This window comes from Bradyrhizobium sp. SUTN9-2 (assembly GCF_003122645.1).
GTDB classification, from domain to species: Bacteria; Pseudomonadota; Alphaproteobacteria; order Rhizobiales; family Xanthobacteraceae; genus Bradyrhizobium; species Bradyrhizobium yuanmingense.
Window position 1 is genome coordinate 302,654 of record NZ_LAXE01000001.1, and the last position, 12,122, is coordinate 314,775.

Sequence of the window (12,122 nt, forward strand, 5' to 3'; positions counted from 1 at the left end):
CTAATTCGAGCTGTCGATCAAGCTCTCCAGCAGCCGCTTGAGCTCGCTCGTCGACTTGTCGCCGTAGCTCTCCAGGATGTGCTCCTCCTGGTCGACCGCGAGCGAGTTGAGCTTCTTGCACAGCACCTTGCCGCGGTCGGAGATGAACATCAGCACCTTGCGGCGGTCGTTCGGGTCCTGCACGCGGTAGACCAGCGTGTCGGAGACCATGCGGTCGATCATCTTCGTGAGCGTCGGATGGTTGAGCAGCACGGCGTCCGCGAGCTCGCCCATCGAATGGCCCTCGCCGTCCGACAGCACTTTCAGGATGCGCCATTGCTCGACCGGCACGCCCTCCTTGCTCAACCTCAGTTCGAGCTGCCGGTTGATTTCCCGGTTGGCTTGCGCGAGCAGGTAAGCGAGGTGTTCGGTGATTGGGGAATTTTGTTTCGGCGGTTTTGCCACGGCTGAGACTTCGCCTTGACCCAAATGAGTGAATGTCTTGCAATCGATGCTGCATCTATATGCACTTCAATTCTTGAATATTCAATATTTTCAAAATAAGATCATTGCCCAACAAAAGGGCGGAAGCCGCGGCCGCCTGCTCAATGTGCTTTCAGGTCTGGCCTCAGACAGGAGTTGGCGTGCGCGCGACGGTGAACTTCCCGGCTCACGGCGGCTCGGCGTTACCGCCGTCCTTGCTGTTCAGGAATCTGTCGTCTTCGGCAGCTGGCGGTGCCTTGTCGCCGCACGGTGACGCCTTGTTCAAGCGCCGCGGCGTCAACAAGCTGCGCGTCGGCGGCTTCATCTGCTGCACCGGCTCGCCTGGCGTGTGGGGCCCGTGTGCCACGAACAGCGCGCAGCTTGCCGTCGCCGAGATCAACAAGCGCGGCGGCATTCTCGGCCGCGAGCTCGAGCTGTCGATCTACGATGCCGGCGGGCCGCTGGATGAGGTTCTGGACCGCGCCGAGCAGGCAATCGCATTCGACGAGGTCGATCTGATCGTCGGATTGCACACCAGCGCGGTTCGCGTGGGCCTCCGCGACGTCACCACACGCCACCGCATTCCCTATATCTACACGCCGGTCTACGAGGGCGGCGAGCGCACGCCCGGCGTGATGGCGATCGGCGAGACGCCGCGCTGGCAGAGCCGCCCCGCCATCCATTGGCTCGCGGACGTCAAGAAGGCCAAACGCTGGTACCTGATCGGCAGCGACTACGTTTGGCCCTGGCAATCGCATCGCGCGGTGAAGAACTACATCAAGGAAACCGGCGGCCGCGTCGTCGGCGAAGAGTTCGTCCCGCTCGGCGAAGACAATCACGGGCCGCATCTGGCGCGGATCCGCGCCGCCAAGCCCGATGTCGTGTTGATCTCGCTGATCGGTACCGACAGCATCACCTTCAACCGGGCCTTCGGCGAATGTGGGCTAGGCGCCACGACGCTGCGGCTCGCGGGCGCGATGGACGATACCGTGCTACTCGGCATCGGCGCCGACAACAGCGAGAACATGTTCTGCGCTTCCGGCTACTTCACCGGCACCGGCGCGCGCGCCAATGACGACTTCCAGAGCCGTTATCACGCGATGTTCGGGCCGAATGCGCCGCCGATCGGCTCGGTGGGGCAATCGAGTTACGAAGGCCTGCGCTTCCTCGAAGCCGTTGCGAACAAGGCTGGTTCGCTGGCGATGCGGCCGCTGCTCGCGGCCGGCCGCAACATCGTCTACAGCGGCGCCCGCGGTCGGGTTACCGTTTGCAACGGGCACGTGCGGATGCCGATGCATCTCGCCGAGGCCGACGGTCTCGATTTCAAGCTGATCAAGCCGCTCTGACCGCCTCGCGACTAGACCGGCCGGCGCATTTGCAAAATAATACTTGAAAAGGAAAATATTTCCGTTTTGAATGTTTCGGCGAGGCCGCGGGTGCGTGCGTCGCGCCGGGGCGGCCACGCCCAACGTTGCAAAGAACTTCAAGGAGAGCGCCGTGACCGTTGCCCTTCCCACGCCAGCCCAACTTCGCAGTGTCGCCGAGCAGTGCGGCCTTTCGCTCACCGACGAGGACGTCGCCTCGTTCCGCGGTCTCATGCAGGGCTCGATCGAAGCCTACAATCTCGTTGCCGCGATGCCGGACGAATTGCCCGAAGTGAAATATCCGCGCACGCCGGGCTATCGGCCCTCGGCGGAGGAGAACCCGCGCAATGCCTGGTATCGCAAGTCGACAGTGAAGGGCGCCGCCAGCGGCAAGCTCAAGGGCAAGACCATCGCGCTGAAGGACAACATCATGCTGGCCGGCGTGCCCATGACCAACGGCTCGTCGACCTTGGAAGGCTATGTGCCCGATTTCGACGCCACCATCGTCACGCGCATGCTGGATGCCGGCGCCGAGATCAAGGGCAAGGTGCATTGCGAGCATTTCTGCCTGTCCGGCGGCAGCCACACCGGCTCCTACGGGCCGGTGCATAATCCGCACAAGATGGGCTACTCGGCCGGCGGCTCGTCGTCGGGATCGGGCGTCGTGGTCGCGCTCGGCGAGGTCGACATGGCCATTGGCGGCGACCAGGGCGGCTCGATCCGCATGCCGTCGTCGTTCTGCGGCATCTACGGCATGAAGCCGACCTGGGGCCTCGTCCCCTACACCGGCATCATGCCGATCGAGATCTATGTCGATCACACCGGCCCGATGACGGCAACGGTTGAAGACAATGCGCTGCTGCTCGAGGTGCTCGCCGGGGACGACGGCTACGATCCGCGCATCAAGGCCCCGAAGGTCGAGGAATACACCAAGGCGCTCGGCCAGGGCGTCAAGGGCATGAAGATCGGCATCGTCAAGGAGGGTTTCGAACAGCCGACCGCCGAGTCTGCGGTGAATGAAAGCGTGCGCGAGGCCGCAAAGCGCTTTAGGGATCTCGGCGCCACGGTCGAGACCGTCTCGATCCCGATGCACCTGATGGGCGGGGCGATCTGGACGCCGATCGGCACGGAAGGCCTGACCCAGACCATGATGTTCGGCGACGGCTACGGCCTCAGCCGCGGCGATCTCTATTCGACCTCGCTGATGGATTTCCATCGCGGCTGGCGTCGGCAGGCCGATTCGCTGTCCGAGACCACGAAGCTGTTCATGATGCTCGGCACCTACATCAACAACAATTTCGGCCCTCGCTTCTACGGCAAGGCCCTCAACATCTCGCGCCGGCTGACCGCGGCCTACGACAAGGCGTTTGGGGATTACGACCTGCTCCTGATGCCGACGACGCCGATGAAGGCGACCAAGCTGCCGGAGCCCAATGCCAGCCGCGAGGAATATGTCGCCCGCGCGCTCGAGATGATCTCCAACACCGCGCCGTTCGACATCACCCATCATCCGGCGATGTCGCTGCCCTGCGGCATGGTCGAGGGCTTGCCCGTCGGCCTGATGCTGGTCGGCCGCATGTTCGAGGAATCCACCATCTACCGCGCCGCCCATGCCTTCGAGCAGATCGGCGACTGGAAGAAGATGTGAGGAAACCTTTGCTTCAACTCGGCGGAAACGCAACGCATGGCTAACGCGTTCGTCGCGGCGTTCGAGATCCTGAGCTTCGGCGCGATCATCGTCCTGATTGTGCTGGGGCTCGGGATCATCGCCAGCATGATGGGCATCTTCAACTTCGCGCAGGGCGAGTTCGTCCTGCTCGGCGCCTACATCACCTATCTCGCTTATGCCAAGGGCCTGCCGATCTGGGCGGGCATGCTTGCAGCGCCTTTCGTCGTCGGTGCGCTCGGCTTCGTGCTGGAGGCGCTGATCATCCGGCGATTCTACGCCGCGCCGATCGTTGCCATGCTCGGCACCTATGCGCTCGGCCTGATCATCCGCGAAGCCGTTCGCGGGCTGATCGGCGGCTTCTATCTCACCGTGCCGGAGCCGATCGGCGGATCGATCGACATCGGCGCCATGCATATCTCGGCGTGGCGCTTCACCATCATCGTCATCACGCTGCTGGTGATGGGCCTCTGCTATCTCTTGCTGTCGCGCACCAGCTTCGGCCTGCGCGTGCGGGCGACGTTGGAGAACCCGTCACTGGCGCGTGCGTCAGGCATCTCGACGCCGCTGATCTACGGCGCCACCTTTGCCTTTGGCGCTGCACTCGCCGGCCTTGCCGGCGCGCTGATCGTGCCGGTGTTCAGCCTGTTTGCCGATCTCGGCCTGCGCTTCCTGATCCAGGGTTTTGTCGCGGTCATGGTCGGCGGGGTCGGCTCCTTCATCGGCCCGGTCGCGGGCGCCGGCGTCATCGGCACGCTGAGCGCGGCGCTGCCCTGGGTAATGGCACCCGTCGTCGCCGACGTGCTCGTCTTCGTGCTCGCCATCGTCTTCATCAAATTCCGTCCGCAAGGTCTCATCGCTGGAAAAGGGGTTTAATCACATGCTCGATCGTACTCAGCTCACGCGACGTCGTTTCCTGTCCAATTTCGCCTTTGCATCCGGCGCGGTCGCAACCGGCGTCGGCAGCTATGTGATTCCGGCGCCCTGGGCCAATGCGGCCGAGGCGCCGATCAAGGTCGGCATCGCCACCGACCTCACCGGCCCGATCGCCTATGCCGGCAACGCCGACGCCAACGTCGCGAAAATGGTGATCAAGGAGATCAACGCGGCCGGCGGCCTGCTCGGCCGTCCGCTCGAGCTCTATATCGAGGACACCGCGTCCAACGAATCCGTCGCCGTCGGAAACGTTCGCAAGCTGATCCAGCGCGACAAGGTCGATATGGTGCTCGGCGGCATCACCTCCTCGATGCGCAACGCGATCAAGGACCCGATCGTTTCGCGCGGCAAGACGCTCTACATCTATCCGCAGCTCTACGAGGGCAAGGAGTGCACGCCGTACCTGTTCTGCACCGGCCCGACGCCGGCGCAGCAATGCGACGAGTTCATTCCCTGGCTGATCAAGAACGGCGGCAAGAAGTTCGCGCTGCCCAGCGCCAACTACGTCTGGCCGCACACGCTCAACGTCTACGCCCGCAAGGTGATCGAATCGAATGGTGGCGAGGTCGTGTTCGAGGAGTACTACCCGCTCGACCAGGTCGACTTCTCCGCAACCGTCAACCGCATCATCTCCAACAAGGTCGACGTCGTCTTCAACACCGTCATCCCGCCCGGCGTCGGCCCGTTCTTCAAGCAGCTCTATGAAGCAGGCTTCCTCAAGAACGGCGGGCGCCTGGCCTGCGTCTACTACGACGAGAACACGCTCAACATCAACCAGGCCGCCGAGATCGAAGGCCTCGCCAGCTGCCTCGACTATTTCAAGGTGCTGACCAAGGAGAACCCGTTCGACGCCAAGATCCAGGCGGCCTATGAAAAGGATTTCCCGGGCAACTTCCTGTTCGCCGCCGGCAGCGCTGCCACCGGCACCTATCGCGGCCTCAAGCTGTGGGAAGCCGCGGTCAAGGAAGCCGGCAAGATCGACCGCGAGTCCGTGGCCGCCGCGCTCGACCATGCCAAGATCGCCGAAGGTCCGGGCGGACCCGCCGAGATGGTGCCGGGCAAGCGGCACTGCAAGATGAAGATGTACACCGCCGTCGCCAAGAGCGGAAACTACGAGATCGTCGGGCGCAGCAACGGCCTCGTCGATCCCAAGGAATGCTGATTCTTCGCCTCTCCCCTCTTGGGGAGAGGTGAACCCCGCCGTGATTGACACGGCTGCCTCTGACGATGTTGAACTCGGAATGCTGAAGTCGATGAGTGTGGTAAGAGAGGCCATCGTCGCCGACGCGGACGACGAAGTGGACGGTGCGATGGCTGAGGGCGCAGCGGCGAAACGGGCCAATGACGAGGTCAAGGCAAGACGAAAAATCCTGCCTGTCATCGAGGGCCTCGTGCTCCTCGCGGCGCTACTCGCGCCGCTGGTGCTGCAGGACTATCTCACGGTCTTCGCGACGCGCGTGATCATCCTCGCGCTGTTTGCGCTGTCCTTCGACCTGGTCTGGGGCTATGCCGGCATCATGAGCTTCGGCCAGGCGCTGTTCTTCGGCTCGGCCGGTTACGGCGTCGCCCTGCTCGCGCGCGACCTCGACATCACCAACATCTTCCTGGTGTTGCCGGCAGGCACGCTGATCGGCCTCACCTTCGCGCTGCTGCTCGGCGGCTTCCTGCTGCTGGGACGGCATCCCTCCAGCGTGATCTTCGTCTCGCTCGGCACGCTGACCGGCTCCTACGCCGCCGATCGGCTCGCGCGCGGCTGGTACTATCTCGGCGGCCAGAACGGCATCCCCTCGATCGCGCCGATGTCGCTTGGGTCATACGACTTCACGGAAGGCCCAGCGTTCTATTATCTCGTGCTCGGCATCCTCGTCGTGGTCTATCTGCTCTGCCGCTTCCTGGTGCGCTCGCAATTCGGCCTTGCGCTCGCAGGCCTGCGCGAGAACGAGCAGCGCATCGCCTTCTTCGGCTACAAGGCGCAGCATCTCAAAGCCATCATCTTCACCATCGGCGGCGCCGTCGCAGGCCTCGCCGGCAGCCTCTATGCCTTCCACGAAGGCTTCGTCTGGCCCAACATGGTGGGCGTCGTGGTTTCGACCCAGGTCGTGCTCTATGTGCTGTTCGGCGGCTCCGGCACGCTGATCGGTGCCGTCGTCGGCGCTGTCATCGTCGAGGGCGTCAGCTTCTGGCTCTCGGACAATTACCGCGAGATCTGGCCGATCATCCTCGGCCTGCTGCTCCTGCTCGTGATCTTGTTCCGGCCGCTCGGCCTGATCAGTTTTGTGCTCGGCGAGCGCGAACGCGTCGGCAGCTTTGGTGCCAAGCAAAAGGAGAGGCGCAATGCTCCTTGAAGCGGCCGGCATCAAGAAGGTCTTCGGCAAGCTCACCGCGCTCGACGGCGCAGCCCTCACGGTCGGCGAGAATGAGTTTCACGGCCTGATTGGCCCGAACGGCTCGGGCAAGAGCACGCTGATGAAGTGCATCGCCGGCGCCGAAGTGCCGACCCAAGGCAAGGTCTCCTTCGTCAACACCGACATCACCGCGTTCACGCCGACCGAACGTGCGCGCGCCGGCATGAGCCTGAAATTCCAGATCACATCCGTGCTGCCGTCGCTCACGCTCTACGACAACATCCTGCTCGCGCTGCAGGCGCAGTCCTCGCTGTTCGACCTCGTGTTCTCGCGCACGCGCGGTGCGTTGCACGACCAGGTCATGTCCATGCTGACGCAGTTCCGTCTCGCCGACCGCGCCTTCGATGCGGCCGCTGCGCTGTCGCACGGCCAGCAGCAATGGCTGGAGATCGCGATGGCGCTCGCCGGCAAGCCGAAGCTCCTATTGCTCGACGAGCCCACCGGCGGCATGAGCCTGGAAGAGCGCCGCGTCACCGGCGAGCTGCTGCAGCCGATCAAAAAACATTGCTCGCTGGTCATCGTCGAGCACGACCTCGATTTCATTCGCGACATCTGCGATCGCCTCACCGTGCTCGACCAGGGCAAGGTGCTGGCAACAGGCACGGTGTCCGAGATCCAGGCCAACACATCCGTCCAGGAGATCTATCTGCGCCGTGCCTGAATTTTTGGACATCAAGCATCTCGATGCCGGCTACGGCCGCAGCCAGGTCCTGTTCGACGTCAGCCTCGGCATTCCCTGGCGCGGCGGTGTTGCCGTGCTCGGCCGCAACGGCGCCGGCAAGACCACGCTGATGAAGACCATCGTCGGCGAGCTGCCGGCATGGAAGGGCGAGGTCGCCTTCGACGGCCGCGACATCAGTCGCCGCGCCACCCAGGAGCGCGTCCGCGCCGGCATCGGCTATGTGCCACAGGAGCATTCGGTGTTCGCGCGCCTGTCGGTGCGCGACAATCTCGCCGTCGGCTCGCTGGCTAAGAAGGATTCCTCCGCCATCGACCGCGTGCTGGCGATCTTCCCAAAGCTCGGCCAGCGCCTCGACCAGCCCGCCGGCACGCTTTCCGGCGGCGAGCGCAAGATGCTCGCGATCGGCCGCGCCATGCTCGGGGATCCAAAACTGCTGCTGCTGGATGAGCCCACCGAGGGCGTCTGGATCGGCGTCATCGAGGAGATCACCGAGCGCCTGATCGAGCTTGCCAAGAGCATCGCCGTCATCATCGTCGAGCAGCACCTCGACCTCGCTTTGCGAGTCGCCGACTACGCCTATGTGCTCGACCGCGGCCGCGTCGCGCTGCAGGGCGACGCCGGCGAGGTGAAAGGCAGTCCGGAGCTGATGCGGTATCTGGCGCCTTAGCGCGCGGCGCCCCTCGCACTGCGAAATATTCGGGTTGTTCAAGAGCTTCGCGGCATTCCATCGATTTTATTCAGATCGGAACGAATCTGTCGGGCCGCGTTGAATCCCGCATGTGTGCCGTTGCGTTGCGTCAGTCGGGACTATCGCGCCTAGCCGGCGCGCGGAAGATTCCGATTCCATCATACATCGTGCCATGCGATCCCACGCTACGCGAGAACCCGCCGCAAGGCAGCGGCTGGGTGTTCGAGATAAAAGCCGACGGCTATCGCGCGCAACTTCACCTGCAGGCGGGCGCGGCGACGGTCTATTCGCGCGCCGGATACGATTGGACCGAGCAGTTCTCGTCGATTGCAGCCGGCGCGCGAAAGCTCAGAGCCGGGAGTGCGATCATTGATGGCGAGGCCGTCGTCTACGGCAGTAATGGCCTGCCGGATTTCCAGCAGCTGCGGCGCGAGCTCGGCGCCAGGCAGAGCCGCCGCATTCGCTATCACGCGTTCGATCTGTTGTACCTTGACGGATACGATTTGCGCGCCGTCGCCTTTGTCGAGCGCAAGCAGCTGCTGCGGCGGCTCCTGAAAGAAGCGCCCGAGACTTTCATCTACGTCGAGCACGTCGAAGCCGACGGCGAGCAGATCCTTCGCCATGCTTGCAAGCTTGGCCTCGAAGGGCTGCTGGCCAAGCGCGCCGACGCACCTTATCGCTCCGGACGGCAGGAAACCTGGCTCAAGCTGAAATGCAAGAAGAGCGAGACGTTTCCGATCGTGGCATTCGTCGAAAAGCTGGGCGCGCGCCCGCGCAAGGTGGCTTCACTTTATGTCGGGCGTCACGAGGATGAGCGCCTGCTTTATGCCGGCAAGGTCCGCACCGGATACACCGAGGCGACCGCGCGTGAATTGCGTGAACGGCTTGACCCACTGATCCGGCGCGATTCTCCGCTCGATCTGCCGGTCAAGAAGCCCAAGGCCACGTGGGTTGAGCCGCTGGTGAATGCCGAGGTGGAATATGGCGCCCTGACCGACGATGGCCTGCTGCGTGAAGCCGTATTCAAGGGCCTGCGCGACGATCTTGCGCCGCGGAAGGTCAGGGCGCCCCGGTTGGTGCCTTCATCGGTCGGGCGGCCGAAGCTCGGCGTTCCCAAAGAGAATATCCTGCAGCTGCTGCCCGATGCGATCGTGCCGTCCAAGGAAGAGCTCGCGCATTACTGGGCGCGTGTCTGGAAGAAGGCGCTGCTGCATCTAGGACATCGCCCGCTCAAGCTGGTGCGGCACGTGCACGGCACGACGTTCTATCACAAGGGGCCGCTGCCGAAGGACATTCCGCAAGCGGTGCACCAACTACGCATCCGAAAGCGCGAAGGCGGCGAAGGCACGCGGCTTTGGGTGGACAGCCTTGACGGTTTCCTCGGACTCGTCGAGATCGGCGCAGTCGAATTGCATCCCTGGAATTCGACTGTTGAGGATTTCGAGCACGCCGATCGCATCGTGATCGACCTTGATCCCGGCGAGGGCGTCGAATGGGATGCTGTGATCGAGACCGCCCTGGAGCTTCGCGCGCGAATGAGCCGTGAGGGGTTTGCGACCTGGCCCAAGCTGACCGGCGGCAAGGGCATTCATCTGACGGCGCCGCTTGACCGCCCAATGCTGCACGATCAGGCGCACCGGGCGGCCCGCAACCTCATGGCCGATTTCGCATTGCGTCGGCCGGACCGCTACGTCCTCTCCGCCCAGGCCAGGCGCAGCGGCCGCATTTTTCTCGACTATTTGCGCAACGGCCGCGGTACCACCGCGATCGGCACCTTCTCACCACGGGCACGCGAGAACTTTCCCATTGCTGCGCAGGTGACATGGAAGCGGATCGAAAGCGGGATCGTGCCGGACGCGTTCACGATTCACAGTCCCTACCGTGCGGTGCGGAGGAAAGAGCGATAACTGCGCGCTCGGGCGCTAGCCTACTTCACCGCCGAGAAGCGGCTGTCGAACGAGTTCGACTGCACCACCGGCGCGGCGCCTGACATCATCGGGGTGCTATCGCCCGCGCCGTCGCTCACCGATGGCTTCAGCGCCGGACGCGTTGCGGCAAGGCGGGTATCGGGCTTCGGCGGCTCGGCCGGCTTGGCGGCTGCTACGGCCGGCTTCGGCGTATCCTTCGCCGCCTCCTTGACTGAATCCTTGGACTTGTCATGTCCCGGCACGAAGCGGGTCACGGCGGCCTTGAGTCGCGAGGCGGCCGTGGCCGGCGTCGTGGACGTCTGGGCGGCCGGGGCCACGGACGCGGTGGCTTGCGGCGCAGGCGTCGCGGTCGCGGTCGCGGTGGTGTCGGCGGTGCCGAGCCCCATCTTGCGGCCGAGATTGGAGAAGAAGCCGCCGCTTTCAGATTTCGCAGCGGGCGCCGCCGCGGCAACGCGGGTGCTCGCGGCAGGCGCGCTGACGGCGACCACCGGCTCTTCCCGCGGCGCCGGCGCACTTGCCACCGCGTCGAGGTTCGGCTTGGGCGGGTTGACGTGGCCGGGGATCGTGCCCGGCGCCTTCGCCATGGCCAGCATCTGCAGCGTGGTGCCTTCGGCACTCTCGGACAGGCCGGTCGAGCCTTCCGGAATTTTGGCGGCGAACACCTTGTGCATGCCGCCGTCAATGCCGGTGTTCATCCGCGCCACCGGCGTGCCCTTGGCGACGAGCCTTGCATATTCCGTCTCGTCCTTGGCCTGCTTCTCGCGGACCGCGCTGGCGATCTCTTCGGGGATCACATAGGCCGGACATCTGGCGGAGGCGTCGAACACCAGATCGCGCTTGGCGTCCGCCGGCTTGGCGGCGTCGAACACGTATCTCTTCTCGCAGAAATCGACCTTCGGCTCCTGCCGCGTCACCTCGAAATGATCATAGCCTTCCTTTATCATCTTCCAGAACGGCATGTTCGGATTGTTCCGGTGCCTGGCCATGTTCACCGGCGTCATCTTGAACGGATAGGCCTGCAGCTGGAACGCCTTCTGGCCGCCGAAGAAGGACTCGCGGCCGAGCGAATAGATCTCCGCGATCTGCTCGTCCGTCATCGCGTAGCAGCCGCGCGACGAACAGTCGCCGTGCACCATCAGCTGCGAGCCGGTGCGGCCCAGCGCCTTGTCGAACGCGTTCGGGTAGCCGGTGTTGAACGAGAGGTAATAGGACGATTGCGGATTCATCTGGCTCGGATTGATCGAGTAGAATCCCTCCGGCGCCTGGCGGTCGCCTTCGCGCACCTTGGGGCCGAGATCGCCCGACCAGCGGCAGATCGGATAGGTCTTGAGCAGCGCGAACTGGCCCGAGCGGGTCTGCTTCCAGACCTCGAGCTCGGCCTCCTGCTTGAACAGGCGGACCAGGATCGGCGATTGCAGGTCCATGTCCTTCTCGGCCATCGCGGCGATCAGCTTCGGCGGCACCGGCTGATTGGCCTTGGCGTTGGTCGCAAGCGAGACCTGATCGGTGTTGCAGCCGGCGAGCAGACCGCCGGCCGTCATCAGCGCAACCGAAACCAAGAGCGCGCGAGCAAGCGAACGAGAAATCAAGATGGACCCCACACCGTGCCGGGCATTGAAGCGCGAACCCCAATTATTCCGAAGCGCAATCCGACCGGTAAACCGACCCGCCGAGACGGGCCCGGTCAGACCCCGCTCCAGCGCTTATGCCCTGAAGCCATTGATTAAAATTCTAACCTCTGGGTCATGTGGTCGCAACCCGAGCGGGGATCACGAGGGCGTTGGCCCAGTGGCATGGTCAACGAAGACTAAATGGACGCGACTTGGGACGGAACTTGGGCTTTCGGGCCGAGGGGACTCAGATCGCCGATTTGGGCAAAAAAAGGGTTAAGGCGGGGTTACCGGGGGCTGCTCGAAAGGCCTGGTAGGGTGGGCAAAGGCGCGCCCTTCGCGCGCCGTGCCCACCATCGATGTTTGCACCCGGAGAAACGT

Annotated in this window: 11 protein-coding genes; 9 read left to right on the forward strand and 2 right to left on the reverse strand. The window is 64.1% G+C overall.

Annotated features, from left to right (window positions below):
- Entirely contained in the window at positions 1–444 is a 444-nt protein-coding gene (locus tag XF30_RS01470) for a MarR family winged helix-turn-helix transcriptional regulator (RefSeq protein ID WP_025032676.1), read from the reverse strand.
- 37 nt (positions 445–481) lie between these two features.
- On the opposite strand from XF30_RS01470, the gene XF30_RS39050 reads away from it, so the two are divergent.
- From XF30_RS39050 to ligD, 9 genes are all read left to right on the forward strand, one after another.
- Positions 482–736, forward strand: a complete 255-nt coding sequence (locus XF30_RS39050) for a hypothetical protein (protein ID WP_162131185.1) — start codon at positions 482–484, stop codon at positions 734–736.
- Positions 624–1,808 (forward strand): substrate-binding domain-containing protein, encoded by a 1,185-nt coding sequence (locus XF30_RS01475; RefSeq protein WP_036026234.1) that lies wholly within the window; start codon positions 624–626, stop codon positions 1,806–1,808. The genes XF30_RS39050 and XF30_RS01475 overlap by 113 nt, the downstream gene beginning before the upstream one ends.
- 151 nt (positions 1,809–1,959) lie before the next feature.
- Positions 1,960–3,474, forward strand: a complete 1,515-nt coding sequence (locus XF30_RS01480; protein WP_109145520.1) for an amidase — start codon at positions 1,960–1,962, stop codon at positions 3,472–3,474.
- A 36-nt stretch (positions 3,475–3,510) separates the two neighbouring features.
- A complete protein-coding gene (locus XF30_RS01485) occupies positions 3,511–4,368 on the forward strand; it encodes a branched-chain amino acid ABC transporter permease (protein ID WP_109141739.1) in 858 nt (285 codons plus the stop codon).
- Between the two features lie 4 nt (positions 4,369–4,372).
- Positions 4,373–5,590, forward strand: coding sequence for a substrate-binding protein (locus XF30_RS01490; protein WP_109141740.1), 1,218 nt, complete (start codon positions 4,373–4,375; stop codon positions 5,588–5,590).
- A 79-nt stretch (positions 5,591–5,669) separates the two neighbouring features.
- The gene (locus tag XF30_RS01495) at positions 5,670–6,773 is read left to right on the forward strand and encodes a branched-chain amino acid ABC transporter permease (protein ID WP_036026230.1); all 1,104 of its coding nucleotides are present in this window, start codon (positions 5,670–5,672) and stop codon (positions 6,771–6,773) included.
- Positions 6,763–7,494 (forward strand): ABC transporter ATP-binding protein, encoded by a 732-nt coding sequence (locus XF30_RS01500; protein WP_036014683.1) that lies wholly within the window; start codon positions 6,763–6,765, stop codon positions 7,492–7,494. The genes XF30_RS01495 and XF30_RS01500 overlap by 11 nt, the downstream gene beginning before the upstream one ends.
- The gene (locus XF30_RS01505; protein ID WP_036014686.1) at positions 7,487–8,182 is read left to right on the forward strand and encodes a branched-chain amino acid ABC transporter ATP-binding protein; all 696 of its coding nucleotides are present in this window, start codon (positions 7,487–7,489) and stop codon (positions 8,180–8,182) included. The genes XF30_RS01500 and XF30_RS01505 overlap by 8 nt, the downstream gene beginning before the upstream one ends.
- A 110-nt stretch (positions 8,183–8,292) precedes the next feature.
- Positions 8,293–10,110 carry a DNA ligase D gene (ligD, locus tag XF30_RS01510; protein WP_109141741.1) on the forward strand — a complete coding sequence of 606 codons (1,818 nt, stop codon included), beginning with the start codon at positions 8,293–8,295 and terminating at the stop codon, positions 10,108–10,110.
- 20 nt (positions 10,111–10,130) lie between these two features.
- Here the strand turns inward: ligD and XF30_RS01515 are convergent, their stop codons facing one another.
- Complete coding sequence (locus tag XF30_RS01515) at positions 10,131–11,672, reverse strand: L,D-transpeptidase family protein (protein WP_244608852.1); 1,542 nt, start codon at positions 11,670–11,672, stop codon at positions 10,131–10,133.
- Between the last annotated feature and the right edge of the window lie 450 nt (positions 11,673–12,122).